General features: G+C 60.9%; 20 protein-coding genes and 1 pseudogene. 13 read left to right on the forward strand and 8 right to left on the reverse strand.

Annotation, left to right across the window (positions count from 1 at the left end; all coding sequences use genetic code 11):
- The first annotated feature begins 42 nt into the window (after positions 1 to 42).
- From QNH97_RS07150 to QNH97_RS07160, 3 genes are read left to right on the forward strand one after another with little or no spacing between them, the layout of a single operon-like run.
- On the forward strand, positions 43 to 795 hold the full coding sequence (locus QNH97_RS07150; protein WP_283556211.1) for a 5-oxoprolinase subunit PxpA: 753 nt from the start codon (positions 43 to 45) through the stop codon (positions 793 to 795).
- The gene (pxpB, locus tag QNH97_RS07155) at positions 792 to 1,496 is read left to right on the forward strand and encodes a 5-oxoprolinase subunit PxpB (protein ID WP_283556212.1); all 705 of its coding nucleotides are present in this window, start codon (positions 792 to 794) and stop codon (positions 1,494 to 1,496) included. Before QNH97_RS07150 ends, pxpB begins: the two co-directional genes overlap by 4 nt.
- Positions 1,493 to 2,413 (forward strand): 5-oxoprolinase subunit C family protein, encoded by a 921-nt coding sequence (locus QNH97_RS07160; RefSeq protein ID WP_283556213.1) that lies wholly within the window; start codon positions 1,493 to 1,495, stop codon positions 2,411 to 2,413. The genes pxpB and QNH97_RS07160 overlap by 4 nt, the downstream gene beginning before the upstream one ends.
- A gap of 105 nt (positions 2,414 to 2,518) precedes the next feature.
- Here QNH97_RS07160 and QNH97_RS07165 read toward each other — a convergent pair whose 3' ends face one another.
- The 3 genes from QNH97_RS07165 to QNH97_RS07175 form a co-directional block, all read right to left on the reverse strand.
- Positions 2,519 to 3,697 carry a vWA domain-containing protein gene (locus tag QNH97_RS07165; protein WP_003198888.1) on the reverse strand — a complete coding sequence of 393 codons (1,179 nt, stop codon included), beginning with the start codon at positions 3,695 to 3,697 and terminating at the stop codon, positions 2,519 to 2,521.
- Positions 3,698 to 3,731: 34 nt separating this feature from the next.
- Positions 3,732 to 4,577 (reverse strand): AAA family ATPase, encoded by an 846-nt coding sequence (locus QNH97_RS07170; protein ID WP_025212404.1) that lies wholly within the window; start codon positions 4,575 to 4,577, stop codon positions 3,732 to 3,734.
- 334 nt (positions 4,578 to 4,911) lie between these two features.
- Positions 4,912 to 5,988, reverse strand: a complete 1,077-nt coding sequence (locus tag QNH97_RS07175) for a DUF748 domain-containing protein (RefSeq protein WP_283556214.1) — start codon at positions 5,986 to 5,988, stop codon at positions 4,912 to 4,914.
- Positions 5,989 to 6,124: 136 nt separating this feature from the next.
- Between QNH97_RS07175 and cysK the strand changes: the two genes are divergently transcribed.
- Both cysK and QNH97_RS07185 read left to right on the forward strand, forming a co-directional pair.
- A complete protein-coding gene (cysK, locus tag QNH97_RS07180; RefSeq protein WP_283556215.1) occupies positions 6,125 to 7,099 on the forward strand; it encodes a cysteine synthase A in 975 nt (324 codons plus the stop codon).
- Between the two features lie 359 nt (positions 7,100 to 7,458).
- Entirely contained in the window at positions 7,459 to 8,397 is a 939-nt protein-coding gene (locus QNH97_RS07185; RefSeq protein WP_283556216.1) for an aspartyl/asparaginyl beta-hydroxylase domain-containing protein, read from the forward strand.
- Positions 8,398 to 8,585: 188 nt separating this feature from the next.
- Here QNH97_RS07185 and QNH97_RS07190 read toward each other — a convergent pair whose 3' ends face one another.
- A complete protein-coding gene (locus tag QNH97_RS07190; protein WP_283556217.1) occupies positions 8,586 to 9,494 on the reverse strand; it encodes a DMT family transporter in 909 nt (302 codons plus the stop codon).
- 130 nt (positions 9,495 to 9,624) lie between these two features.
- On the opposite strand from QNH97_RS07190, the gene aceK reads away from it, so the two are divergent.
- From aceK to QNH97_RS07230, 8 genes are all read left to right on the forward strand, one after another.
- Positions 9,625 to 11,346 (forward strand): bifunctional isocitrate dehydrogenase kinase/phosphatase, encoded by a 1,722-nt coding sequence (gene aceK, locus QNH97_RS07195; protein ID WP_283556218.1) that lies wholly within the window; start codon positions 9,625 to 9,627, stop codon positions 11,344 to 11,346.
- Positions 11,347 to 11,674: 328 nt separating this feature from the next.
- Entirely contained in the window at positions 11,675 to 15,586 is a 3,912-nt protein-coding gene (hrpA, locus tag QNH97_RS07200; protein WP_283556219.1) for an ATP-dependent RNA helicase HrpA, read from the forward strand.
- A 276-nt stretch (positions 15,587 to 15,862) separates the two neighbouring features.
- Positions 15,863 to 16,984, forward strand: coding sequence for a beta-ketoacyl-ACP synthase III (locus QNH97_RS07205; RefSeq protein WP_283556220.1), 1,122 nt, complete (start codon positions 15,863 to 15,865; stop codon positions 16,982 to 16,984).
- A 170-nt stretch (positions 16,985 to 17,154) separates the two neighbouring features.
- Positions 17,155 to 17,766 carry an RNA polymerase sigma factor gene (locus tag QNH97_RS07210; RefSeq protein WP_283556221.1) on the forward strand — a complete coding sequence of 204 codons (612 nt, stop codon included), beginning with the start codon at positions 17,155 to 17,157 and terminating at the stop codon, positions 17,764 to 17,766.
- The gene (locus QNH97_RS07215) at positions 17,760 to 17,996 is read left to right on the forward strand and encodes an anti-sigma factor family protein (RefSeq protein WP_283556222.1); all 237 of its coding nucleotides are present in this window, start codon (positions 17,760 to 17,762) and stop codon (positions 17,994 to 17,996) included. Before QNH97_RS07210 ends, QNH97_RS07215 begins: the two co-directional genes overlap by 7 nt.
- Before the next feature lie 287 nt (positions 17,997 to 18,283).
- Complete coding sequence (locus QNH97_RS07220) at positions 18,284 to 19,594, forward strand: OprO/OprP family phosphate-selective porin (RefSeq protein ID WP_283556223.1); 1,311 nt, start codon at positions 18,284 to 18,286, stop codon at positions 19,592 to 19,594.
- Positions 19,595 to 19,869: 275 nt separating this feature from the next.
- Positions 19,870 to 20,967 (forward strand): RHS repeat-associated core domain-containing protein, encoded by a 1,098-nt coding sequence (locus QNH97_RS07225; protein ID WP_283556224.1) that lies wholly within the window; start codon positions 19,870 to 19,872, stop codon positions 20,965 to 20,967.
- A gap of 157 nt (positions 20,968 to 21,124) precedes the next feature.
- Positions 21,125 to 22,249, forward strand: a complete 1,125-nt coding sequence (locus tag QNH97_RS07230) for a GNAT family N-acetyltransferase (protein ID WP_283556225.1) — start codon at positions 21,125 to 21,127, stop codon at positions 22,247 to 22,249.
- A 16-nt stretch (positions 22,250 to 22,265) separates the two neighbouring features.
- On the opposite strand, the gene aqpZ is transcribed toward QNH97_RS07230, so the two are convergent.
- The 4 genes and pseudogenes from aqpZ to QNH97_RS07245 all read right to left on the reverse strand — a co-directional run bounded on the left by aqpZ (position 22,266) and on the right by QNH97_RS07245 (position 26,140).
- Positions 22,266 to 22,955, reverse strand: a complete 690-nt coding sequence (gene aqpZ, locus QNH97_RS07235; RefSeq protein ID WP_283556226.1) for an aquaporin Z — start codon at positions 22,953 to 22,955, stop codon at positions 22,266 to 22,268.
- 442 nt (positions 22,956 to 23,397) lie between these two features.
- Positions 23,398 to 23,471 (reverse strand): annotated as a pseudogene (locus QNH97_RS29445) (hypothetical protein); the annotation flags it as partial.
- A gap of 195 nt (positions 23,472 to 23,666) precedes the next feature.
- Entirely contained in the window at positions 23,667 to 25,499 is a 1,833-nt protein-coding gene (locus tag QNH97_RS07240; RefSeq protein ID WP_283556227.1) for an ABC transporter ATP-binding protein, read from the reverse strand.
- A gap of 86 nt (positions 25,500 to 25,585) precedes the next feature.
- Positions 25,586 to 26,140: a peptidylprolyl isomerase gene (locus QNH97_RS07245; RefSeq protein WP_283556228.1), complete on the reverse strand. Its 555-nt coding sequence runs from the start codon at positions 26,138 to 26,140 to the stop codon at positions 25,586 to 25,588.
- Position 26,141: the final 1 nt, after the last annotated feature.

Below are 26,141 nucleotides of genomic sequence, written 5' to 3' on the forward strand. Positions count from 1 at the left end.
TCCTGCAGTTAAACGAAGAAAGAACCTACAGGAGCGTTCACCGTGAACCGCCTGCTATTGAACTGCGACATCGGCGAGAGCTTCGGCAGCTGGACCATGGGTCTGGATGCCGAGGTGATGCCCTTCATCGATTGCGCCAACATCGCCTGCGGCTTTCATGCCGGCGACCCGAGCATCATGCGCAAGACCGTCAGCCTGGCCCTGAGCCACGGCGTGCGGATCGGCGCGCACCCGGCCTATCAAGACCTGGCCGGCTTTGGCCGGCGGTCCATGGCCTATGGCGCCCAGGAACTGCAGGACTTGCTGCACTACCAGATCGGCGCCCTCGACGGCATTTGCCGGGCCCAGGGCGGGCGGGTCAGTTACGTCAAACCCCATGGGGCGATGTACAACGACATGATGGCCAATCCAGCACAACTGCGTGCCGTGATCCAGGCGGTTGCCGCCTATGATCGGCAGTTGCCGCTGATGCTCATGGCAACCCGGGACAACAGCGCCGCCCAGGCCCTGGGCGATGAATATGGCCTGACCTTGTGGTTCGAGGCCTTCGCCGACCGTGCCTATGACAGTGCCGGTCGCCTGGTTTCGCGGCAAACGCCGGGGGCCGTGCACCACGATCCCGAAGTCATCATTGAGCAGGCCCTGACCATTGCCCGCGGCGATGCGTTGACCGCCAGCGATGGCAGCGCCTTGAATCTGAAGGCCAACACCTTGTGCGTGCACGGTGACAACGCCAGCTCGGTGGCCGCCGTGCAACGTATTCGCGAAGCCCTGAATCGGCAGAGCGCGCCATGACGCCACGCTTGGAAGTGGTGGCGGTGGATTGCCTGATGGTCCGACTGTTCGATGAGATCGCCGAGACCAACATGCCGTGGATGCTCGCCGCCAGTGCGCGGCTCAAAGCGGTATTTGCCGAGCATCTGATCGATCTGGTGCCGTCCTACACCACGCTGATGGTGCACTACGATATGTTGGCGCTGACGCCGGTCCAGGCCCGGGAACTGATCCGCGAGGCGCTGATAAACCTTTCACCTGATGCCCGCTCGGTCGGCCAATGCCATGTGCTGCCGGTGTGGTACGACCCCAGTGTCGGCCCGGAGCTGGGCTTGTTGGCGAGCCGCGGAGGGTTGACGGTGGAGCAGGTGATTCGCTGCCACAGCGAACGCGAGTACCAGGTGTTTGCCTTGGGCTTTGCACCTGGATTCGCCTTCATGGGGCTGGTGGACGAGGTGCTGGCCGCGCCGCGCCTCGACACGCCGCGCAAACGCGTGGCGGCAGGCAGCGTTGGTATCGCCGAGCGCCAGACTGCGGCGTATCCAGTGGTATCGCCCGGTGGCTGGAACCTGATCGGCCGCACTGCGGCCAAACTGTTCGACCGCGAGCGTGACGGCTACAGCTTGATGCAGCCCGGCGACACGGTGCGCTTTGCCGCTGTGGATCACGCCGAGTTCATCGCCTTGGGCGGCGACGATACACCGCTGGAGGCCCAGGCATGAGCCGTCTACTGATCGAGGCCAGCACACCGCTGTGCCTGTTGCAGGACACTGGCCGTTTCGGCGTGAGGCATTTGGGCGTGACCCAGGGCGGCGCGGCGGATTGGCTGTCGATGGCCTGGGCCAACTGGATGTTGAACAACGCCCCAGACGCGGCGGTGGTGGAAATTACCCTCGGTGGTTTCACGGTGGTGGCCGAAGATGATTGTGTGCTGGCGCTGACAGGGGCAGACCTCGGCGCGCGGGTGGACGGTCAGCCGGTGGCGTCGTGGCGCTTTTTCAGCCTGCGCAAGGGGCAGACGCTGGCGCTCACCCAGCCTGTGCTCGGAGCGCGGGCGTACCTGGCGGCCCCCGGCGGGTTCAATGCGCCTAGAGTGCTGGGTAGCCGCTCGACGGTGGTGCGTGAAGAACTCGGAGGCCTGGATGGACGGGGACGGGCGCTGAGTCGCGGCGCCCACCTGAGCTATTCGGGCTTGGCGACGCCTCGGCCCATTCCTCGCGCGCTCATTCCGGATTTCCAGCAGGACTGCCCACTGGATTTGATCCTCGGTGCGCAAAATGGCGCGTTCAGCGGGCAAAGCCTGTACGACGCATTCAACACCGCCTGGACGCTGGACAGTCGCGCCGACCGCATGGGCATCCGGTTTCTGGGCACGGCGTTGGAATACCAGGGCCCGTCGATGATTTCCGAAGGCATTCCCCTGGGCGCCGTGCAGGTGCCGCCGGACGGCCAGCCGATTGTGTTGCTCAACGACCGGCAAACCATCGGCGGCTATCCACGCCTGGGCGCCTTGACGCCGTTGGCCCTGGCCCGACTGGCGCAATGCCTGCCGGGCGCGCAGGTGCGGTTGCGGCCGGTGGTGCAGGAGGTTGCACATCGGCAGCAGGTGGAGTGTTTGCAGGTGTTTTTGAAAGGCTAGAAGCATCGCGAGCAAGCTCGCTCCCACACTGATCTCCGTCGTACATAAGATCCCTGTGGGAGCGAGCTTGCTCGCGATGAGGCCCTTCCAGGCAATACACAACAACTATTTGGACAGAAACCGCATCCCTTCCTCCAACCCCCGCAAGGTCAACGGATACATCCGGTCTTCCACCAACTCGCGCACGATATTGGTCGAGGCGGTATAGCCCCAGGTGTCTTTCGGGTAAGGGTTGATCCAGATGAGCTTCTTGTACTTCTCCATGAAGCGCTGCATCCACACATAACCGGCTTCTTCGTTCCAGTGTTCGACGCTGCCGCCGGCCTGGGTGATTTCATAAGGGGCCATGGCTGCATCGCCGATGAAGATCACTTTGTAGTCGGCGCCGTACTTGTGCAGCAAGTCCTGGGTCGATGTGCGTTCCGAGGTGCGGCGCAGGTTGTTCTTCCACACCGATTCGTACACAAAGTTGTGGAAGTAGAAATACTCCAGGTGCTTGAACTCGGTCTTGCAGGCCGAGAACAGTTCTTCGCAGATTTTCACGTGGGCATCCATCGAGCCGCCGATGTCGAACAACAGCAACAACTTCACAGTGTTGCGTCGTTCCGGGCGCATCTGGATGTTCAGCAGGCCAGCGTCCCGGGCGGTGTGGTCGATGGTGCCGTCGATATCCAGCTCTTCGGCCGCACCCTGGCGGGCGAACTTGCGCAGGCGGCGCAGGGCGATCTTGATGTTGCGGGTGCCCAGTTCCACCTGATCGTCGAGGTTCTTGTACTCGCGCTGATCCCAGACCTTCACGGCCTTGCCCTGGCGCTTGCCAGCGTCGCCGACACGAATGCCTTCGGGGTTGAAGCCGCCGGAGCCGAACGGGCTGGTACCGCCGGTGCCGATCCACTTGTTGCCGCCGGCATGGCGTTCCTTCTGTTCTTCCAGGCGTTTCTTGAATTCTTCGATCAGTTTGTCCAGGCCACCCAGGGACTGGATCTGCGCCCGCTCTTCGTCAGTCAGCGAGCGCTCGAACTCCTTGCGCAGCCAGTCCTCGGGAATCAACGCCTGGAGATGATCGTCGAGTTTTTCCAGGCCGTTGAAGTACGCGGCGAAGGCTCGGTCGAATTTGTCGAAATGCCGTTCGTCCTTCACCAGGATCGCCCGGGACAGGTAATAGAACTCGTCCATGTCGGCGAAGATCACCCGCTGTTTCAGCGCGTTGATCAGGTCCAGCAGTTCACGCACCGATACGGGCACCTTCGCGGCGCGCATTTCATTGAACAGGTTAAGCAGCATGGCAATCGCCCTCGCTCTTGTTAAACGAAGAGGATCAGCGAGTGCCGCGGCGGCTCATGAACGCCAGGCGCTCGAGCAGTTGCACGTCCTGTTCGTTCTTGACCAGGGCCCCGGCCAGCGGCGGAATGGCTTTGGTCGGATCACGTTCGCGCAGCACCGCTTCGCCGATGTTGTCGGCCATCAGCAGCTTGAGCCAGTCCACCAGTTCGGAGGTGGAAGGTTTTTTCTTCAGGCCCGGCACCTTGCGCACATCGAAGAACACGTCCAGCGCTTCGCTGACCAGGTCTTTCTTGATGTCCGGGTAATGCACGTCGACGATTTTCTGCAGGGTGACGCGGTCGGGGAAGGCGATGTAGTGGAAGAAGCAGCGGCGCAGGAAAGCGTCCGGCAGCTCTTTTTCGTTGTTGGAGGTAATGATGATGATCGGCCGCTGCTTGGCCTTGATGGTTTCATCGGTCTCGTAGACGTAGAACTCCATTTTATCGAGTTCTTGCAGCAGGTCGTTGGGGAACTCGATGTCGGCCTTGTCGATTTCGTCGATCAGCAGGATCACCCGCTCTTCGGACTCGAACGCTTCCCAGAGCTTGCCCTTCTTCAGGTAGTTGCGCACGTCATGGACCTTGTCCACGCCCAACTGCGAGTCCCGCAGGCGGCTGACCGCGTCGTACTCGTACAGGCCCTGGTGGGCCTTGGTGGTGGACTTGATGTGCCAGGTGATCAGCCGCGCGCCGAAGGACTCAGCCAGTTGCTCGGCGAGCATGGTCTTGCCGGTGCCCGGTTCGCCCTTGACCAGCAGTGGCCGCTCCAGGGTGATGGCGGCGTTGACGGCCAGCTTCAAGTCATCGGTGGCCACGTAGGCGCGGGTGCCTTCGAACTTCATCTGTAATTCCTCGAACGGAGTCGCCGGCCTGATAAGGCAGGGCGCGCGAAATAAAAATCGTGCCCGACTATAACGCGCCGCCCCGGCGACTGTGAACGCAGACGCTGTATTCAGTCTCTGAATGGAGCGTCACATGTTGACTCAGTCTCGGCCGCTTGCCTGTGGGCAGTGGGCTGGAATGCATCGGTGGCCATGACCCGCTCTTATGGTCGTGACCCGCTTTTGTGGCGAGGGAGCTTGCTCCCGCTCGAGTGCGCAGCGCTCGCATTTTTTTGGGGCCGCTTCGCAGCCCAGCGGGAGCAAGCTCCCTCGCCACAGTTCACGGTTCACATGCCTAGTCGGTCGAAGGCGGTGGCTGCTCATAGCGGGCGTTGAACGCCTGGACGAACCCGTTGCGCAGGATCTGCAGGACGGCTTCGAAGGCGCTGATGTCCTGCTGGTGAACGTTGCCGCTGAGTTCCACCCGGGTGGCGAACTGGTTCTTGCGCTGGTTCTTGAGGGCTGTTTCACCCGCGCCGACCAGTGCTTCCCAGACTGACCGGAAGATGTTTTTGTTCTTGTTTTCCACGTCCTGTTGCCAGTCGAACACATCGACATCGCGCAGCAACGGCTTGATGTAGCCGCTGAGCTTGGCATTGTCGGCTTCAGCCTCGATCACCACATCGCCATGGCCGGCATTGAAGTCAAACTTGCCATAGGCCGCGGCGAAATCGTTCAGGCGCTTGAGTTCGATGTTCCTGGCCCGCAGGCGGAAGTCGAAATCCTCGAAGTTGCTCAACGGGTCGAAAGTGGCCTGCATCTCCAGAGGGGCGTGTTCGGCCACCAGGGCCTTGCCCTCGAAACGGGCATCGCGCTTGCCTTCGGTGTCGACCACGTTGGTCAGGTTATAGATGCTGGCATTGACGTCGGTGGCCCGCAGGTTGACCGGCGGCTTGGAGTTGAAATTGCGAAAGGTGACCTTGCCGTCCCTGATCCGCACTTCATTGAGGGTGATGGGCAGCAATTTGCCCAGTTGCTCGCGCCAGTTGGTGCCCTGGCCGGTCTGGGAGTTCTGCCGGTTGGCGCCACCGTCGACGAAGTTCACTTCAGGACGGGCGAACTCCACCTCGGCCACCACGGCATGGTCGTACCACAGCGAATGCCAGCTCACCGACAAGTCGATCAACGGCGCGTCGACAAATGGCACCGGGACCTTGCCGTCGACCTTGACGATTTTCAGGCCGTTGATCCGGTAGGCACCGCGCCAGAGCGCCAGGTCCACATCGATGACTTGGCCGCGATAGTCGCCCATGTCGGCCAGCTTGTCGTTCAGGTAGTTGCGTACCAGGTAAGGCAGGGTGAAGTGCAGGGCCACGAGCACCGCAACGATGGCGGCGAAAGTCCACAGTGGCCAGCTGTATCGGCGCTTCATGTCAGTCTCCAGCATTGTTAGAGGGACTAATGCCATTGACTGTTGTAACAACGGGAACGTTCGGTGCAACTGGACGCCCATGAGCAACAGGCATACCTTTAAACGCCTAAATTCCCGCTGCATTAAGGACCCAGCCATGAGCCGCATATTTGCTGACAACGCCCATTCCATCGGCAATACGCCACTGGTGCAGATCAACCGCATCGCCCCGCGTGGCGTGACCATCCTGGCCAAGATCGAAGGGCGTAACCCAGGGTATTCGGTCAAGTGCCGGATCGGCGCGAACATGATCTGGGACGCTGAAAGCTCGGGCCAGCTCAAGCCTGGCATGACCATCGTCGAGCCCACTTCGGGCAACACCGGGATCGGCCTGGCGTTTGTCGCCGCCGCCCGTGGCTACAAACTGATGCTGACCATGCCGGCGTCCATGAGTATCGAACGGCGCAAGGTGCTCAAGGCCCTGGGCGCGGAGCTGGTGCTCACTGAGCCGGCCAAGGGGATGAAAGGGGCTATCGAGAAAGCGGCCGAGATCCTGGCCAGCGACCCTTCCAAATACTTCATGCCGCAGCAGTTCGATAACCCGGCGAACCCGGCGATCCACGAAAAAACCACCGGCCCGGAAATCTGGAACGACACTGACGGTGCGGTCGACGTGCTGGTAGCGGGCGTGGGCACCGGGGGAACCATTACCGGGGTTTCGCGATACATCAAGAACACCTGCGGCAAACCGATCCTGTCGGTGGCGGTCGAGCCCGAGGTTTCACCGGTGATCACCCAGGCGATGGCGGGGCAGGAGATCAAGCCCAGTCCTCATAAGATCCAGGGGATCGGTGCGGGATTCGTGCCGAAGAACCTCGACCTGTCGATCGTCGATCAGGTTGAGCGGGTCACTGACGATGAGTCCAAGGCCATGGCCCTGCGCTTGATGCAAGAGGAGGGCATCCTCTGCGGGATTTCCTGTGGCGCGGCGATGGCCGTGGCCGTGCGCCTGGCGGAAAAACCGGAAATGCAGGGCAAGACCATCGTAGTGATCCTGCCCGATTCGGGTGAGCGGTATCTGTCGAGCATGTTGTTCAGCGATTTGTTTACCGAGCAGGAGACTCAGCAGTAACTGCACAGGATGTGGTGGGAGCTGTTGTGGCGAGGGAGCTTGCTCCCGCTCGACTGCGAAGCAGGCGCCTGCGACTTGATGCGTGCCGCCTGTTTGGGGGCGCTTCGCACCCCAGCGGGAGCAAGCTCCCTCGCCACAAAAAAACCTTAGTCACTTGGCGGGGTGGGCAGGATTGGGAAAATTGTTTGATCCGCGTCAGCCAAGGTTCAGCTGACGCCTGTTAAGAAGTGTTTATTACGTTTCACTCAACAATGAATATTGCGTCAGACGATTTTTAACCGGGTCATGAGTATTTAACATGGTTCGCGGCTACGTCGGGTTGTTGGCGTTGCGTTGTTTTTGGACATGGAGTTATAAAAATGACCGTCTCGTTTGTCGCCAAGGCTTCGGTGGTGCTGCTGTTCGTGGGCAGCACGCTTTACGTGCATTTGCGCGGTAAGGCGCGTTTGCCGGTATTGCGCCAGTTCGTTAACCACTCGGCTTTGTTCGCCCCCTACAATGCCTTGATGTACCTATTCTCCAGCGTGCCTTCCAAACCTTATCTGGACCGCAGCAAGTTTCCCGAGCTGGATGTGCTCAAGGACAACTGGCAGGTCATTCGCGATGAGGCCATGCACCTGTTCGACGAGGGGTATATCCGGGCCGCGGAAAAGAACAACGACGCTGGCTTTGGTTCGTTTTTCAAGAAAGGCTGGAAGCGCTTCTACCTCAAGTGGTACGACAAAGCGCTGCCGTCGGCCGAACTGCTGTGTCCCCGCACCGTCGAACTGGTCAACCAGATCCCGAATGTGCGCGGCGCGATGTTTGCCCTGCTGCCGGGCGGCAGCCACTTGAACCCCCACCGAGATCCATTTGCCGGTTCCTTGCGCTATCACCTGGGGCTGTCCACGCCCAACTCCGACCACTGCCGGATCTTCGTCGGTGGTCAGATTTATGCCTGGCACGACGGCGAAGACGTCATGTTCGATGAGACCTATGTGCACTGGGTCAAGAACGAAACGCCGCAGACCCGGGTGATCCTGTTCTGTGACGTCGAACGGCCCTTGAAAAGCCGGCTGATGACCCGCCTCAACCGCGCCATCAGTGCCTTTCTCGGGCGCGCCACCGCGCCGCAGAACCTCGACGATGAACACGTCGGTGGCATCAACCGGGCCTACGCTTGGAGCAAGTCGTTCAGTGACGGCGTGAGCGGCCAGGTCAAGCAATGGAAACGCAAGCATCCCAAGGCGTACCGGGTGCTGCGACCGGTGTTGGCCGTGGCGGTGCTGACGGCGCTTGGCTATTGGTTGTTCGGTTAAAGGCCGGCAAGCCGATGCTGTATGCGGCTATCACCGGGCTGGTGTTTGTATTTCGTAAAAGCCGTTAGCCGCTAGCGCTCTGGCAACTGTTGTATCGCTATCGCGAGCAAGCTCGCTCCCACAAGGACTGCACATGACCCTGTGGGAGCGAGCTTGCTCGCGATGGCGTTCTTTGCCGCGCCAATGAACTACCGGGCAGAAACCTCAACCGGTTTCGCCGCCCCAGGTTTCAACACCAGCCACAATGCCGCCGCAATCAACACCCCGCCATACAGATGCGCCATCCCCAGCGGCTCATCCAGCAGCAATGCGCCCCACAGCACGCCGAACGGCGGGATCAGGAAGGTCACGGTCATGGATTTGACCGGGCCGATGGAACTGAGCAGGCGGAAATAAAGAATGTACGCCAACGCGGTGCACACCAGGCCGAGCCCCAGCAGGGACAACCAGACGTTCCAGCCGCCCCAACTCGCGGGTGGCTGGCTGATGACGCTGTAGCCAAACAGCGGCAGCAAAAATACCGTGGCGCCAAACATACTGCCCAGGGCCGCAAGACGACTGTCCAGCCCGCCTTGGTGATCGAGCCAGCGGCGGGTGAGAAAACCGGCGAAGCCGTAGCAGGTGGTGGCGAGCAGGCAGGCGAGGGCGCCCATCAGCAATTGCAGGTCGAAGGCCACCGGGCCGGCACCGGTCAGGATGCCGACACCGAGCAATCCCAGGAACACGCCGCTGACCTTGGCGGTGGTGAGTTTTTCGCTGAAGAACAAGCCGCCGATCAACACCCCCATGAGCGGTGTAGTGGCGTTGAAGATCGCCGAGTAACCGGCCGGCAACACTTGGGCTGCCAGCGAATAAAACGTTGCCGGAATGCCCGAATTGATCAGGCCCAGCACCATCACGACCTTCAGCTTGCCGCGAAAATTCCAGTCGATGCGCATCAGCGCCAGGATCACCAGCAGTCCGACGAAGGCGATGGAGACACGGAAAAATGCGGTGGGGATCGTGCCAATGACGGGGGCGATAATGCGCATGAACAGGAAACTCGCCCCCCAGATGGCGGCCAGTGACAGCAAACGCAGGGTGTCGACGAGGCTCACGAGTCATTCCTTCCTTGATTGGGCGGCAAGTGTCGCCGCCCTGAATACCGATGGCAATGGTTGCGTTGCCGCGCGATTGGCCTCTAAGCTCAGTCGCCCATCACACGCACGACCCGCCGAGGTTTACCCTATGCCGCAGCCATGGCCCGCCACCGAGATCGCCCGTTCGATCCTCGACGGCTTCGACGATTATCGTGAGCATTTCCGGCAGATCACCGATGGTGCCCGTGCCCGGTTCGAGCAGGCCCGGTGGCTGGAGGCACAAGAGGCTTCGGCGGCACGGATCAATTTGTATGAAGAAAAAGTCTTCGAAACCGTGGCCCGATTGCGCACGGCCTTCGACGCCGAGTCATTGATGGATGTCAGCTGCTGGCCGCTGGTCAAAAGCGCCTACATCAGCCTGATCGATCTGCGTTTTGACGATGAACTGTCCGAGACCTGGTACAACTCGATCTTCTGCGGGCTGTTCAGTCATGACCTGATCAGCGACGGCACCATGTTCATCCACACCACCCGGCCCAGCCTGCGCCGGGCCCGCGCCGCCCAGACCCGCACCTACAAACCCCAGGGCCAATTGGACCGGATGCTGGCGAGCGTGTTTGCCGATTACCGCTTCAGCGAGGATTACGCTGACTTGCCAGGCGACCTGAAGCGCCTCGAAGCCCAACTGCGGGAAAACCTGCCGGACTGGGTCTGCAAGGACCCGGAGCTGACGGTGGAGTTGTTTTCTTCGGTGCTTTATCGCAACAAGGGCGCTTACCTGGTGGGCCGGATCTACACCCGCGATGAGCAATGGCCGCTGGTGATTCCGCTGCTGCACCGCGAAGGCCGGGGCATCCAGATCGACGCGCTGATCACCGACGAGGCGCAGGTGTCGATCATCTTCTCGTTCACCCGTTCGTACTTCATGGTGGACGTGCCGGTGCCGGCGGAATTCATCGGCTTTCTCAAGCGCATCCTGCCGGGCAAGCACATCGCCGAGCTGTACACCTCTATCGGCTTCTACAAGCACGGTAAATCCGAGTTCTACCGGGCGCTGATCAATCATCTGGCGAACACTGATGACCAGTTCATCATGGCCCCGGGCGTGCGCGGCATGGTCATGAGTGTCTTCACGCTGCCGGGCTTCAACACCGTATTCAAGATCATCAAGGACCGCTTCTCGCCGTCGAAAAACGTCGACCGCGCCACGGTGATCGAAAAGTACCGCCTGGTGAAAAGCGTCGACCGGGTCGGACGCATGGCCGATACCCAGGAGTTCGCCGATTTCCGCTTTCCCTTGAGCAAGTTCGAGCCGGCGTGCCTGGAGGAACTGCTGGAAGTGGCGGCGTCCACGGTGTCGGTGGAAGGCGACACCGTGCTGATTCGCCACTGCTGGACCGAGCGGCGCATGACCCCGCTGAACCTCTACCTGGAACACGCCAACCAAGACCAGGTGCGCGAGGCACTGGACGACTATGGCCTGGCCATCAAGCAACTGGCGGCGGCGAATATCTTTCCCGGTGACATGCTGCTCAAGAACTTCGGCGTGACCCGCCACGGTCGCGTGGTGTTCTACGACTACGATGAAATCTGCTTCCTGACCGAAGCCAACTTTCGCCACATCCCCGAGCCCCGCACCCCGGAAGACGAAATGGCCTCCGAGCCCTGGTATTCCATCGGGCCGCTGGACGTGTTCCCCGAAGAGTTCCCGCCGTTCCTGTTCGCCGATGCGGGGCAACGCAAGCTCTTCGACCAGTTGCATGGCGAGCTGTACAACGCCGATTACTGGAAAGGGCTGCAAGAGGCGATTCGTGGGGGGAAGGTGATTGACGTATTCCCGTATCGGCGTAAAGACCTGGACAGCGAATAGCCCGTCCGGCAAACGAAGTACCCCTGTGGCGAGGGAGCTTGCTCCCGCTGGGCTGCGAAGCGGCCCCAAGATCTTGCGGCTGCTGCGCAACCGAGCGGGAGCAAGCTCCCTCGCCACAACAGCATCCTTGACGCAAATCTCCTGTGGGAGCGAGCTTGCTCGCGATAGCGGTGTATCAATCAACATCAATGCACGCTGAACCACCGCCATCGCGAGCAAGCTCGCTCCCACAAGGGGGTGGCGGTGGGCTGCTTTGCGTGTTCGGCGCAATGGCCGCAAATCTGCGACAATCCGCCCCCTGCACAAACCGACGACCCTTGCGTACCTGATGACTGACCAAGCCCCCGCTATCGACAAGCTGCTGAAAAACCTCGACCACGCCATGCTCGCCGACCGTCAGCGGTTGCGGCGGCAGTTGTTCGAGCTGCGCAAGAAACCCGACGAGGCCAAGCTGGCCCAGTGGGTGACGCGCATGCAGGCGTCGTGCGATCAGGTGCTGGCGCGCAAGGCGAGCCTGCCGGTGATCCGCTACGACGACAACTTGCCGATCGCCGCCAAGCGCGACGAAATCAAGGAAGCGTTGCTCAAGCATCAGGTGCTGATCATCGCCGGCGAAACCGGCTCGGGTAAAACCACGCAGTTGCCGAAGATCTGCCTGGAAATCGGTCGCGGCCAGCATGGCTTGATCGGCCATACCCAGCCGCGCCGGATCGCCGCTCGCAGCGTGGCGAGCCGTGTCGCCGAGGAACTGGCCACGCCGTTGGGCGCGCTGGTGGGTTATCAGGTGCGGTTCGAGGACCAGAGCGACGCCAACACCCTGATCAAGCTGATGACCGACGGCATCCTGCTGGCCGAGACCCAGAACGACCGCTACCTCGAGCGCTACGACACGATCATCGTCGACGAAGCCCACGAGCGCAGCCTGAACATCGACTTTCTGCTCGGCTACCTCAAGACCCTGCTGCCGCGCCGCCCGGACCTCAAGGTCATCATCACCTCGGCAACCATCGACCTGGAGCGTTTCTCCAAACACTTCGATGACGCGCCGATCGTGGAAGTCTCGGGCCGTACTTTCCCGGTGGAAACCTGGTATCGCCCGCTGACCCTGGAGCAGGACGAGGAGGGTAATCGGGTCGAGGACGACTTGACCGTCGACCAGGCGATCCTCGCCACCCTTGATGAAATCGCCGCGTTTGAGCGCAGTGAACGCCGCAGCCCTGGGGATGTGTTGGTGTTCCTGCCGGGCGAGCGGGAGATTCGCGACGCGGCGGAGATGCTGCGCAAGGCCCAGCTCAAGCACACCGAGATCTTGCCGCTGTATGCGCGCTTGTCGCCGGCCGAACAACAGCGGATCTTCCAGTCCCACCCGGGCCGTCGCGTGGTCCTGGCGACCAACGTCGCGGAAACCTCGCTCACCGTGCCCGGCATTCGCTACGTGATTGACAGCGGCACTGCGCGCATCAGCCGCTACAGCTATCGCGCCAAGGTCCAGCGCCTGCCCATCGAAGCCATTTCCCAGGCCAGCGCCAACCAGCGCAAAGGCCGTTGCGGACGGGTTGAGCCAGGGATTTGCGTGCGGTTGTACAGCGAGGAAGATTTCCTCGGTCGGCCGGAGTTCACCGATCCGGAGATCCTGCGCACCAACCTCGCGGCGGTGATCCTGCAGATGCTGCACCTGCGCCTCGGCGAGATCACTGATTTTCCGTTCATCGAACCGCCGGACGGCAAGGCCATCAGCGACGGTTTCAATCTGCTGCAAGAGTTGTCGGCGGTGGACCGCAACAGTCAGTTGACCCCACTGGGCCGCCAATTGGCGCGCTTGCCGGTGGACCCGCGCATGGGCCGCATGCTGCTGGAAGCGGCGAAGCTGGGCAGCCTGCAGGAAGTGTTGATCGTCGCCAGCGCCATGTCGATCCAGGACCCGCGCGAGCGTCCGCCGGAGCGCCAACAGGCAGCCGACCAGGCCCATGCCCAATGGAAGGACCCGGACTCGGATTTCGCCGGTCTGGTCAATCTGTGGCGCGGTTTCGAAGAACAGCGCCAGGCCCTGACCGCCAGCCCGCTGCGCAACTGGTGCCGCAAGAACTTCCTCAACTACCTGCGCTTGCGCGAATGGCGTGATTCCCATCGTCAGTTGAGTTTGATCTGCCGCGACATGCAGTTGAGCCTCAATAAGGAGTCGGCGGATTACCCGAAACTGCACAAAGCGGTGCTCTCGGGCCTGTTGAGCCAGATCGGCCAGAAAACCGAAGACGGTGACTACCTGGGTGCCCGTCAGCGGCGCTTCTGGATTCACCCGTCATCGGGCTTGGGCAAGAAGCGTCCGCAGTGGCTGATGACCGCCGAACTGGTGGAAACCACCAAGCTGTATGCGCGCATGGTGGCCAAGATCGAGCCGGACTGGATCGAGCCGCTGGCCGGGCACCTGATCAAGAAAAACCACTTCGAACCCCATTGGGAGAAGAAGCGCGGGCAAGTGGTGGCCTATGAGCAGATCACCCTGTTCGGGCTGATCGTGGTCGGCCGCCGGCCGGTGCACTATGGGCCGGTGGATCCGGTGGTGTCGCGGGAGTTGTTCATCCGCGAGGCGCTGGTGCGTGGTGAGATCCAGTCCAAGGCCAAGTGCCTGAGCGCCAACACCCGCTTGCTGGAACAGCTCGACGAGCTGGAGGCCAAGGCCCGTCGGCGCGACATTCTGGCGGACGAAGAAACCCTGTTTGCCTTCTACGATGCGCGTTTGCCGGCCGAGATTCACCAGACCGCGACGTTCGACAGCTGGTACCGGATCAACAGCCAGAAAGACCCGCAGTTGCTGATCATGCGCGAGGAAGACGTGCTGGCCCGCGAGGCCAGCGAAGTCACCGCCGCGCATTACCCGGATACCTTGCGCGTCGGCGACCTGACCTTGCCGTTGAGCTACCACTTCGAGCCCAACCATCCCCGCGACGGCGTGACCTTGCGCGTGCCGGCACCGCTGTTGCCGATGCTGCCGCCGGAGCGCCTGGAATGGTTGGTGCCCGGAGTGATCGAGGCCAAGTGCATTGCCCTGGTGCGCAACCTGCCCAAAGCCTTGCGCAAGAACTTCGTGCCGGTGCCGGACTTCGTCAAGGCCGCGCTGCAACGCATCACCTTCGCCGAGGGTTCGTTGCCGCAATCCTTGGGCCGCGAGCTGCTGCGCATGACCGGCGCGCGAGTCAGCGACGAAGCTTGGGCAGAAGCGGCGCAGCAGGTGGAAAGCCATCTGCGCATGAACCTGGAAATCGTCGATGGCCAGGGCAAGTTCCTGGGTGAAGGCCGGGACTTGGCCGAACTGACGGCGCGTTTTGCCGAAGCCAGCCAGGCTGCCTTGGCCGTGCCGCAAACGGCCAAGAGCCAGGCGCCAGTGGAGGCGAAAATCTTCGCGCCGGTGGCCGAGAGGACCCAGCAGAAGATCGCCGGACTGTCGATGACCGTCTACCCAGCGCTGGTGGAAGAGGGCGGCGTGGTCAAGGAAGGCCGCTTCCCGACCCCGGCCGAAGCCGAGTTCCAGCATCGCCGCGCCTTGCAGCGCTTGTTGATGCAGCAATTGGCGGAGTCGGCGAAGTTCCTGCGTGGCAAGCTGCCGGGGCTCACGGAACTGGGCTTGCTGTACCGCGACTTGGGCCGCATCGACAGCCTGGTGGAAGACATCCTGCTGGCCAGCCTGGACAGTTGCGTGTTGGACGGCGAGGAAAGCCTGCCCCGTGACGGCGCCGCGCTGGCCTCCCTGGCCGAGCGCAAGCGTGGCGGCTGGACCGAGCACGCCGAACGCCTGGCGAAGCTGACCCTGGACATCCTCAAGCTCTGGCATGGCCTGCAAAAACGCTTCAAGGGCAAGATCGACTTGGCCCAGGCCGTGGCGCTGAACGACATCAAGCAGCAGCTCAGCCACCTGGTGTACCCGGGCTTCGTGCGCGAAACCCCGCATCAATGGCTCAAGGAACTGCCACGCTACCTCAAGGCCATCGAACAACGTTTCGAGAAACTGGGCAGCCAAGTGCAGAAGGACCGGGTCTGGAGCGGCGAGTTGTCGAACCTCTGGGCCCAATACCAGGCCCGTGCCAGCAAACATGTCCAGGAAGGCAAGCGCGATCCGCAGCTGGAGCTGTACCGCTGGTGGCTGGAGGAATACCGGGTGTCGCTGTTCGCCCAGCAGTTGGGGACCAAAGTGCCGATTTCCGACAAGCGCCTGAGCAAGCAGTGGGGGCTGGTGGAGGGTTGATCGTACAAGCCGGGTAAGCGCCACTTTCCCCTGTGGGAGCGAGCAGGCTCGCTCCCACAGGATTTTTGTCGTATGTAAGGGAGAATGGGCCAAACGCCAGCGTTTATGGCAAACTTCGCGCCTATAAATGCCGGTCCCGTGGTTTTGAGCTTCACTGCCCCGGGCGGATCGGAATAAAGCACTGCCAGGTCTGCTTCCCCTGGATGGGAAAAGACCCTTTGTGTATTGGTACGTCGGTGCCAATGCTTTCTGCCTGAACAGATCAGAGACACGACCATGCATAACGTCGTCATCAGCGGCACCGGCCTTTACACCCCGGCCAACAGCATCTCCAACGAAGAGCTGGTGCAATCTTTCAATACCTATGTCACGCAGTTCAACGCCGACAACGCCGAGGCCATCGAGCGCGGTGAAGTCGAGGCATTGACCGAGTCCAACGCCGCATTCATCGAAAAGGCCTCTGGTATCAAGAGCCGCTTTGTCATGGACAAGGACGGCATCCTCGACCCGCAACGCATGGCGCCGCGTCTGCCGGAGCGTTCCAACGACGAATGGTCGGTGCTCTGCGAAATGGCCGTCGGTGCCGCCAAGCAGGCCTTGGAACGCGCCGGCCGCACTGCCGCCGATATCGACGGCGTGATCGTCGCCTGTTCCAACCTGCAGCGCGCGTATCCGGCCATCGCCATCGAAGTCCAGGAAGCCTTGGGCATCGAAGGTTTTGGCTTCGACATGAACGTGGCCTGTTCTTCCGCGACGTTCGGCATCCAGGCCGCGGCCAACAGCGTGCAGCTTGGCCAGGCCCGGGCGATCCTGATGGTCAATCCGGAAGTGTGCACCGGCCACCTGAACTTCCGCGATCGCGATAGCCACTTCATCTTCGGCGATGCGGCCACCGCCGTGATCATCGAACGGGCTGACCTGGCGACCTCGCCGTACCAGTTCGACGTGGTCAGCACCAAGCTGCTCACCAAGTTCTCCAACAACATCCGCAACAACTTCGGCTTCCTCAACCGCGCCGCCGAAGAGGGCATCGGCAGTCGCGACAAACTGTTCGTCCAGGAAGGCCGCAAGGTTTTCCGCGACGTCTGTCCGATGGTGGCCGAGCTGATCGCTGCCCACCTGGAAGAAAACCAGCTGAACGTCGGCGAAGTGAAGCGCTTCTGGCTGCACCAGGCCAACCTCAGCATGAACCACCTGATCGTGCGCAAGTTGCTGGGCCGCGAAGCTACCGAAGAGGAAGCGCCAGTGATCCTCGACCGCTACGCGAACACCAGCTCGGCGGGCTCGGTGATTGCATTCCACAAATACCAGGATGATCTGCCCAGCGGCTCGGTCGCCGTGCTCAGCTCGTTCGGCGCTGGGTATTCGATTGGTAGCGTGATTTTGCGTAAGCATTGATCGGGTCTGGCTCAGCTTTCATCTGGGCTGGTTCCGCTTTTGTGGCGAGGGAGCTTGCTCCCGCTGGGCTGCGAAGCGGCCCCAGGATTTTGCGGTTGCTGCGCAACCGAGCGGGAGCAAGCTCCCTCGCCACAACGGCACCACCCGTCCATTAGGCAACGGGGCGTTGAATGACAGTCACCGATGACACCCAACTGCTCAAACGCCTCCTGGCCGGCGAGCAGCAGGCCTACAAGGAACTGGTCAGCACCTACCAGGGCCCCATGCGCGCCGTGGCCTATGCCATCGTCGGTAGCCGCCATGCCGACGAAGTGGTGCAGGACGCGTGGCTGTCGGTGGTGCGCAATCTCAATGGTTTCCAGGGCCGATCCAGCCTCAAGACCTGGCTGCTGACCATCACCGCTAACGCCGCCAAGGGCCGTTACAAGCAGAACCGCCGGGAAGTGCTGCTCGATGATCTGCCGTCGCCCCACGGCACCCTGGGCGATGATCGCTTCGCCGCCGATGGCCATTGGCTGCTGGCGCCGTTCGCCTGGCACCAGGACACACCGGAGGCGTTGCTCACAATGAGCGAACTGCGCGATTGCCTCGAACACACGTTGCTCAGCCTGTCGGAACTGCAAAGCAGCGTATTGACCCTGCGTGAACGCCAGGGGCTGGAGCCGGAAGAGATCTGTAATCTTCTCGACATCTCGCTCTCCAACGTACGCGTGCTGTTGCATCGCGCTCGGCTTAAGGTCTTCGCGACCGTAGAACATTTCGAGGAAACCGGCGAATGCTGACCTGCAAGGAACAAGTGGCGCGCTCCAGCGATTATCTCGACGGCCAACTGAGCTTCCGTGAGCGCCTGATGGTGCGTCATCACTTGATGTTCTGTGCCCATTGCCGACGATTCATCCGCCAGATGCGTCTGATGCAGGCGACCCTCAAAAAGCTTCCTGAAGCCCCGATTCCCGACCTGGATCACCTCGCCGAGAAACTCGCCTCCGAGCGTCGCCGAAACATCCGCTGAGCCCTGAGAACCATGTCCCCTTGTGGGAGCGAGCTTGCTCGCGATGGCGGCGTATCAGACAACGAATCTGTCACTGACATACCGCCATCGCGAGCAAGCTCGCTCCCACAAGGGGTTTGCCGTTGCGCTGGTTATTCCCATTCGAAGTAAAAAGTTCCCCTGTCATAAAATCTTTATCTGACAGCAACTGCGCTGACACAACCCCTCGCCAAGATCCCCTCCAACACCAGCGGGCTCAGTTCCGCGTGTTTTCTAACGGCATAGACTACCAACAGGGGAATTCTTCGATGATCCGCAAGCACTTCGCAGGTGTTGCCGCCAGCGCACTGGCCATGGCAGTAACCGCCCAGGCTTTCGCCGGCACCGTCACCACCGACGGCGCCGATATCGTGGTTAAAACCAAGGGCGGCCTTGAGGTCGCTACCACTGATAAAGAGTTCAGCTTCAAGCTCGGTGGTCGTTTGCAGGCTGACTACAGCCAGTTCAACGGTATCTACACCGACAATGGCGACAAAGCCGACGCCGCTTACATCCGCCGTGGCTTCTTGGAGCTGTCCGGCGTGCTGTACACGGATTGGGCCTACACCCTCAACTACGATTTCTCCCACAACAGCGGCGACTCCGATAACGGCTACTTCGACGAAGCGTCCCTGGCCTACAACGGCTTCAAGCCGGTCTCGATCAAGGTCGGTCGTTTCGACCCCGACTTCGGCCTGGAAAAAGCCACCAGCTCCAAGTGGGTGACTGCTCCTGAGCGCAACGCCGCCTACGACCTGATCGACTGGGCCAACGGCCACCAGAACGGTCTGGGCATCCAGGCTTCCAGCACCTTCGCCGATTCGTTCTACGCCTCGGCCGGTGTGTTCAGCAAGGACACCGACGACACTGACGGCAACAGCATCAAGCAAGCCAACGGTCGTTTCGTATTCGCCCCGATGCACGAGGCCGGCAACGTGTTGCACTTCGGCTTGAACGTGGCCTCGCGCGACGTCTCCGACACCGCGTTCGACGCCCGTTATCGCTCCCGTCTGGGCATGCGTGGTGTTGAAACCCTCGGCGGCAACGATGCCGGCCCTAACGGTAACCGTCCGGTACTGGGCGGCGCCAACAACTCGCCGGCCGGCTCGTACGACACGGATACGGCTTACGGCCTGGAAGCCGCTTTCGCCATGGGGCCTGCGTCGATCCAGGGTGAATACATTTCCCGCAAGACCAAGGCTGACAGCGACGCCTTCGAAGACCTCAAGGGTCACGGCTTCTACGTCCAGGGCGCCTACACCATCACCGGCGAGTCCCGTGGTTATAAAGTCGGCAAGTTTGACGCGATCAAACCCCAGAACAAGTCCATCGGCGCGTGGGAAGTGTTCTACCGCTTCGACAGCATGACCGTCGAAGACGACAACATCACCACTGCCTCCGCCACCCGCGACGTGGGCGATGCCGAAGCCAAGGTGCACAACCTGGGCGTGAACTGGTACGCCAACGAGGCGGTGAAAATCACTGCCGCTTACGTCAAGGCCAAGACCGACAACGTCACCAACGCCAATGGTGATGACGATGGCAAAGGTGTGGTTGTTCGTGCCCAGTACGTATTCTAAGTTGTGCTGATCTGATACAGCGTTCTTGCTTCATCCGTTAAAGCTCCTTTGAACCCCGCCTTTGGTGGGGTTTTTTTTGCTCCGCATTTGCCTGAAGTGCTGTATGGGCAATCACCTGTCAACCCTGACAGTTTCGTGGCATTTGAAAAGAGTGCTTACTTTGTCCAGCCGCAGAACGACGGGCAGCGTCTGGGGGCTGGGCAGTACTCGCATTGCTTGTCGAAATGAAGCGCCTGAGCGGTCCATGACAATCACCGGTGAAGATGGAGAGCAACATGGCTGGTCCAGATAAAAAAGAGCAACTTGCATCCAATGAATCCTCTCCTGAGGCCGATGCTTCGTCCGGCGAACCGGCTTTCAGCTTCCACTATGACGCACTGGACACGTTGGCTGGACGCAGTACTTCGAGCGGTAAAGAGCACCGGTTCTACCGCCACGATGAACTGGCGAACGAGATCCTGGGGGGCGTCAGCCGTACCTTCCTGAGGGCCGAGGGCATCGTGCTGGCCGAGCAGCAGACCGGCGGTGAGCCAACGCCCCGTTTGCTGGCGGGGGATGACAAGAACAGCGTGCTGGTTGAGGTCAGTCAGGATGCTATCAAGGCAATCGCGTATTCAGCATACGGTCATCGCATGGATGACGCATCGGTGAGAAGCCCACTGGGTTATAACGGCGAGCGACGTGAGACACAAACCGGTTGGTACTTGTTGGGTAATGGTTATCGAGTCTTCAATCCGCTGTTGATGAGGTTCCACAGTCCGGACAGCTTGAGCCCTTTTGGTAAGGGGGGATTGAATGCGTATATGTATTGTGTGGGGGATCCTATTAATAATTTGGATCCGACGGGGCATACTGTCTTTGGATTTTTCTCACGTGGTTTCAGAGGTCTATTCGGATCAAATAGAATTACCACTGCAACTCCGGGTGCTCAGAAGCTGCCCAGAGTTCTCCGCCTCAATCCGCATGAAAAAACTAGGCCGACGAGCCTGCTGCCTATTAGGCCTAAAGATGTCAATAATTTGGAGAGGAGGGCAGACTTGCAGTTGGAATTCGCTGCGCAGTTTAAAGGTAAGAATGAAACAAAATATTCTATGTATAAGGAATATTATGCAGAGGACTCTAAGGCGCATGCCTTTGCTAAAGAGCATCGAGGTGAAAAGTTGATAACGAAATATGGGCGACAAGCAGCCAAAAGATCTGCAAAAAGAATGGCTAGATTAGAAAATATGCAAGTTGAAGAAAAGAAGGCTGTTTTTTTAGACTGGCAAGCCAACTCCGATCAGCAAATGAGAGCTGTCCAGCGCGGTCCGGGTGAAGTCAGGAGTTATCTGGGCGTTGATAATATGGAAAGAATACGGAAGGAGAGAAAATAACTAACATTTCAAAAATTTAGCGACAAGGAATGACAATTGCCAACCAGTTTGGATGAGTGATCCATTACAGCCGTCGAAAAAATGTCTGTTGCTCGGTAATACCCAGTCCCGATCGGCGATACTAGTCCCATCCGCCGCCTGGATATCGAGGAATCGCATGCCGCTTCACGTTTTAGACAGTCTGTCTGCCGTTGCGCCTGATGAATGGGACGCCTTGGTACCCGCCAACCAACCGTTCCTGCGCCACGCCTTCCTGAGCACCCTGGAAGACAGCGTCAGCCTGGGCCCGCAATCCGGTTGGCAAGCGGAGCATCTGCTGCACATCGAAGACGGACGCCTGCTCGCAGCCTTGCCCAGTTACCGCAAGTGGCATTCCTACGGTGAATACGTGTTCGACCACGCCTGGGCCGATGCCTGCGCCCGAGCCGGGATCGAATATTACCCCAAGTTGCTGACGGCGGTGCCGTTCAGTCCGGTCAGTGGCCCGCGACTGCTGGCGGCGCGGGTCGAGGATGGTCTGGAGCTGCTGGGCAGCCTGCCGGGTTATCTGGAGATCGAAGGGCTTTCCAGCGCTCACATCAACTTCACCGATGCCTTCACCGACGCGGCGCTGGCCGGGCAGGAGGGGTGGCTGCAGCGAATTGGCTGCCAGTACCACTGGCAAAACCGTGGTTATCGGGACTTCCAGGACTTTCTTGATGCCCTCAGTTCTCGCAAGCGCAAGCAGATGCGCAAGGAACGTGAACAAGTGGCGGGGCAGGGCATCGAGTTTGAATGGCTCGAAGGTCAGCAACTGGACGAGGCCCAGTGGGATTTTGTCTACGCCTGTTACGCCAACACTTACGCGGTGCGTCGGCAGGCACCGTACCTGACCCGGGCGTTCTTCAGTCTGCTGGCCGAGCGTATGCCCGAGGCCATTCGTGTGGTGCTGGCCAAGCAAGGTTCACGGCCGGTGGCGATGGCGTTCAGCCTGGTGGGCGGCGACAGTTTCTACGGGCGTTACTGGGGCTGCCTGGCGGAGTTTGACCGCCTGCACTTCGAGACCTGTTTCTATCAAGGCATGGATTACGCGATTGCCCATGGCTTGCAGCGCTTCGATGCCGGGGCCCAGGGCGAGCACAAGTTGATTCGCGGGTTCGAGCCGGTGATTACCCGCTCGTGGCATTATTTGCGTCATCCCGGTTTGAAAGCCGCAGTTGAAGATTTTCTCGCCCGGGAACAGGAGGGGGTGCTGGCGTACGCCGAGGAGGCGAAAACAGCACTGCCTTATCGGCAGTGCTGATCTTCGCAGGTATGGCTCAGCGGGTTTCCTGGCCCAGCCAGCGGTAGGAGATACCGCCGATGACCGCGCCCAGCAGTGGTGCGACCCAGAACAGCCACAGTTGCTCGATGGCCCAGCCGCCGACGATCAACGCCGGACCGGTACTGCGGGCCGGGTTGACCGAAGTGTTGGTGACCGGGATCGAGATCAGGTGAATGAGCGTCAGGGCCAGGCCGATGGCAATCGGTGCCAGCCCGGCCGGGGCACGTTTATCGGTGGCGCCGAGGATGATCAGGATGAACATCGCCGTCATGACCAGCTCGGTCACAAAACCTGCCGCCATCGAATACCCACCGGGCGAATGCTCGCCATAGCCGTTTGACGCCAGGCCGGATGCGGCCAGGTCAAACCCTTCCTTGCCGCTGGCGATGAAGTAGATCAGCGCGGCGGCCAGCACCCCGCCGATGACCTGGGCGATGATGTAGGCAGGCAATTCCTTGGCCGGAAACCGTCCTCCTACGTACAAGCCCACCGACACCGCCGGGTTGAGGTGGCAACCCGAGATATGACCGATGGCGAAGGCCATGGTCAACACCGTCAGGCCGAACGCCAGGGCAACCCCCAGCACGCCAATCCCGGAGGCGGCCAATACCGCGCTGCCGCAGCCGCCCAATACCAGCCAGAACGTACCTAGCAACTCAGTCGCAGAACGTTTGAATAAAGACATAAGCATCCTTGAAAAACAGTCGTGATAATCGGTTATGCATCCAGCAGAATTACGACAGGTTCATCTCCAGAACCTGAGCTGAGTACAGCAGAGCGTTGCGACAAATCCAGCGGCATTAAAAAACCGCCAGCGTCATGGACTGTGGCGGTTTTGGCCTTGGTCGGCGGGGAGTATGTTGCGGCTGTTCGGGCTGGATGGATCCTGGACAGAATTTTTCAGAAAGGCCTTGGGGCTGCACTCCGCAGAAGTAGAGCAGGGAGCGGTCAGCTTTTGTGGCGAGGGGATTTAGCGAAACGTCGCACCGCCCCGCTGGGCTGCGCAGCAGCCCCAACACGCCTGAGTTCCACCCGGCTCGATGGGGTGATGCTCGGATTTCCGGGGGCGCTTCGCACCCCAGCGGGAGCAAGCTCCCTCGCCACGGGGGCGGTGGTGTCTGGTTGATTCAGTCGATCCCCACGAACCCACCCGTCTGGTGCTGCCACAACCGCGCATACAACCCACATGAGCCAGCAGTTCGTATCGGCAGTGCCAGGCTTGCTGGCTGACACCGAACCCTGTGGCGAGGGAGCTTGCTCCCGCTGGGCTGCGCAGCAGCCCCAACAAGCCTGAGTTCCACCCGGCTCGATGGGGTGATGCTCGGATTTCCGGGGGCGCTTCGCACCCCAGCGGGAGCAAGCTCCCTCGCCACGGGGGCGGTGGTGTCTGGTTGATTCAGTCGATCCCCACGAACCCACCCGTCTGGTGCTGCCACAACCGCGCATACAACCCACCATGGGCCAGCAGTTCGGCATGGCTACCGGTTTCGGCAATGCGGCCGTTTTCCAGCACCACCAGTCGGTCCATTCGGGCGATGGTGGAGAGGCGGTGGGCGATGGCGATTACGGTCTTGCCTTGCATCAGCGTCTCGAGGCTTTCCTGGATCGCCGCCTCGACTTCCGAGTCCAGCGCGGAGGTCGCTTCGTCCATGATCAGGATCGGCGCGTCCTTGAGCAGCACCCGCGCGATAGCGATGCGCTGGCGCTGGCCGCCGGACAGCTTCACGCCGCGCTCGCCCACGTGGGCGTCGAAGCCGGTGCGGCCTTCGGCGTCCGACAGCAACGGAATGAACTCATCGGCGCGGGCCTTGCGCACGGCTTCCCAGAGTTGTGCGTCCGTGGCGTCGGGCTTCCCGTAAAGCAGGTTGTCGCGAATCGAGCGGTGCAGCAGCGAGGTGTCCTGGGTGATCATGCCGATGCGCTCGCGCAGGCTTTCCTGGCCGACTTCGGCGATGTCCTGGCCGTCGATGAGGATGCGCCCGCCCTGCACGTCATAGAGGCGCAGCAGCAGGTTGACCAATGTGGACTTGCCCGCGCCGGACGGGCCGATCAGGCCGATTTTCTCGCCGGGCTTGATGGTCAGGTTGAGGTCGCCGATCACACCGCTTTTCTTGCCATAGTGGAAATCCACGTGCTCGAAACGCACCTCGCCGCGAGCGACCGCCAAGGGCTTGGCCTGGTCGCGATCGGTGACGCTGACCGGTTGGGCGATGGTCTGCAGACCGTCCTGGACCATGCCGATGTTTTCGAAGATGCCGTTGACCACCCACATGATCCAGCCGGACATGTTGACGATGCGGATCACCAGTCCGGTGGCCAGGGCAATGGCGCCCACGCTGATCAGCGACTGGGTCCACAGCCACAGCGCCAGCGCCGTGGTGCCAACGATCAGCAGCCCGTTCATGCTGGTGATGACCACGTCCATGCTGGTCACTACCCGCCCGGCCAACTGGGCTTTTTCGGTCTGTTCCTGGATCGCTTCGCGGGCGTATTGCTGCTCGAAGTTGGTGTGGGCGAACAGCTTCAGGGTGGTGATGTTGGTGTAGCCGTCGACGATCCGGCCCATGAGTTTGGAGCGCGCATCGGACGACACCACCGAACGTTCCTTGACCCTCGGTACGAAGTAGCAGAGGGCGCCGATGTAGGCGGCGATCCACATCAGCAGCGGGATCATCAGGCGCCAGTCGGCTTCGGCGAACAGCACCAGGGAACTGACGGCGTAGATCAGCACGTGCCACAACGCATCCACGGCCTGTACTGCCGAGTCGCGCAGGGAGTTGCCAGTCTGCATGATGCGCTGAGCAATGCGCCCGGCGAAGTCGTTCTGGAAGAAGTTCAGGCTCTGCTTGAGCACGTAGCTGTGGTTCTGCCAGCGGATCAGGCTGGTCATGCCGGGGCTCAGGGTCTGGTGCACCAGCAGGTCATGCAGGGCCACGAAGATCGGTCGAAAGACCAGCGCCACCACCGCCATCCAGGCCAGCTCCACACCGTGGATCTTGAAGAAGTCCACATTTGGCGTGCCCTGGGTCAGGTCGATGATGCGGCTCAGGTAGCTGAACAGCGCCACTTCGATCAGCGCGCCGATCAGGCCCACCACCAGCAGCACGGCGAAGCTGGGCCAGACTTGTTTCAGGTAATAGGTGTAGAAGGGCAGGACCCGGTTCGGCGGGGCCGAGGTCGGGGCGTCGCGGAAGATATCGATCAGTGTTTCGAAACGGCGATAAACCATGGGGTACATAGCAGCCCGGGCGAGGGCTCTCCTTTTTTCCTGTGAGCGGCGCGCGACCGGCGCCGCTCAGGCTTGCCCTGTGCGGTTTAGTCGATGCGCTTGGCCGACTTGATGATCACAGGGTCGATCGGCACGTTTTGCATGCCTTGCTTGGTGGTGGCCTGGGAGTTGACGATGATGTCCACCACGTCCATGCCCTTGACCACTTTGGCGAATACCGCGTAACCGGCGTCACGGCCCGGGTCGAGGAATGCGTTGTCGGCCACGTTGATGAAGAACTGGCTGGTGGCCGAGTCCGGGTTGGACGTGCGAGCCATCGACAAGGTGCCGCGAACGTTGTGCAGGCCATTGCTGGCTTCGTTCTTGATGGGTGCCTTGGTTTCTTTTTGCTGCATCTGTGCCGTGAAACCGCCGCCCTGGGCCATGAAACCCGGGATCACGCGGTGAAAGATCGTGCCGTTGTAGAAGCCGCTGTCCACGTACTCAAGGAAGTTCTTGGTACTGATGGGGGCTTTGACCGGGTCCAGTTCGATTTCGATCTGGCCGTTGGTGGTTTCCAGCAACACGTGAGGCGCTGGCGCGGCCATCAGGTTGGCGGCAAACAGTACGGTACCGGCGGCGAGGGCGATTTTTTTCAGCATG

This window comes from Pseudomonas sp. G2-4 (assembly GCF_030064125.1).
GTDB lineage: Bacteria > Pseudomonadota > Gammaproteobacteria > Pseudomonadales > Pseudomonadaceae > Aquipseudomonas.

What these genes read in the sequence shown, in the direction of transcription:
- pxpB (WP_283556212.1), top strand. Translation starts at nt 792, where the DNA reads ATGACGCCACGCTTGGAAGTGGTGGCGGTGGATTGCCTGATGGTCCGA.
- QNH97_RS07160 (WP_283556213.1), top strand. Translation starts at nt 1,493, where the DNA reads ATGAGCCGTCTACTGATCGAGGCCAGCACACCGCTGTGCCTGTTGCAG.
- QNH97_RS07165 (WP_003198888.1), bottom strand. Translation starts at nt 3,697, where the DNA reads ATGCTGCTTAACCTGTTCAATGAAATGCGCGCCGCGAAGGTGCCCGTA.
- QNH97_RS07170 (WP_025212404.1), bottom strand. Translation starts at nt 4,577, where the DNA reads ATGAAGTTCGAAGGCACCCGCGCCTACGTGGCCACCGATGACTTGAAG.
- QNH97_RS07175 (WP_283556214.1), bottom strand. Translation starts at nt 5,988, where the DNA reads ATGAAGCGCCGATACAGCTGGCCACTGTGGACTTTCGCCGCCATCGTT.
- cysK (WP_283556215.1), top strand. Translation starts at nt 6,125, where the DNA reads ATGAGCCGCATATTTGCTGACAACGCCCATTCCATCGGCAATACGCCA.
- QNH97_RS07185 (WP_283556216.1), top strand. Translation starts at nt 7,459, where the DNA reads ATGACCGTCTCGTTTGTCGCCAAGGCTTCGGTGGTGCTGCTGTTCGTG.
- aceK (WP_283556218.1), top strand. Translation starts at nt 9,625, where the DNA reads ATGCCGCAGCCATGGCCCGCCACCGAGATCGCCCGTTCGATCCTCGAC.
- hrpA (WP_283556219.1), top strand. Translation starts at nt 11,675, where the DNA reads ATGACTGACCAAGCCCCCGCTATCGACAAGCTGCTGAAAAACCTCGAC.
- QNH97_RS07205 (WP_283556220.1), top strand. Translation starts at nt 15,863, where the DNA reads ATGCATAACGTCGTCATCAGCGGCACCGGCCTTTACACCCCGGCCAAC.
- QNH97_RS07210 (WP_283556221.1), top strand. Translation starts at nt 17,155, where the DNA reads ATGACAGTCACCGATGACACCCAACTGCTCAAACGCCTCCTGGCCGGC.
- QNH97_RS07215 (WP_283556222.1), top strand. Translation starts at nt 17,760, where the DNA reads ATGCTGACCTGCAAGGAACAAGTGGCGCGCTCCAGCGATTATCTCGAC.
- QNH97_RS07220 (WP_283556223.1), top strand. Translation starts at nt 18,284, where the DNA reads ATGATCCGCAAGCACTTCGCAGGTGTTGCCGCCAGCGCACTGGCCATG.
- QNH97_RS07225 (WP_283556224.1), top strand. Translation starts at nt 19,870, where the DNA reads ATGGCTGGTCCAGATAAAAAAGAGCAACTTGCATCCAATGAATCCTCT.
- QNH97_RS07230 (WP_283556225.1), top strand. Translation starts at nt 21,125, where the DNA reads ATGCCGCTTCACGTTTTAGACAGTCTGTCTGCCGTTGCGCCTGATGAA.
- aqpZ (WP_283556226.1), bottom strand. Translation starts at nt 22,955, where the DNA reads ATGTCTTTATTCAAACGTTCTGCGACTGAGTTGCTAGGTACGTTCTGG.
- QNH97_RS07240 (WP_283556227.1), bottom strand. Translation starts at nt 25,499, where the DNA reads ATGGTTTATCGCCGTTTCGAAACACTGATCGATATCTTCCGCGACGCC.
- QNH97_RS07245 (WP_283556228.1), bottom strand. Translation starts at nt 26,140, where the DNA reads ATGCTGAAAAAAATCGCCCTCGCCGCCGGTACCGTACTGTTTGCCGCC.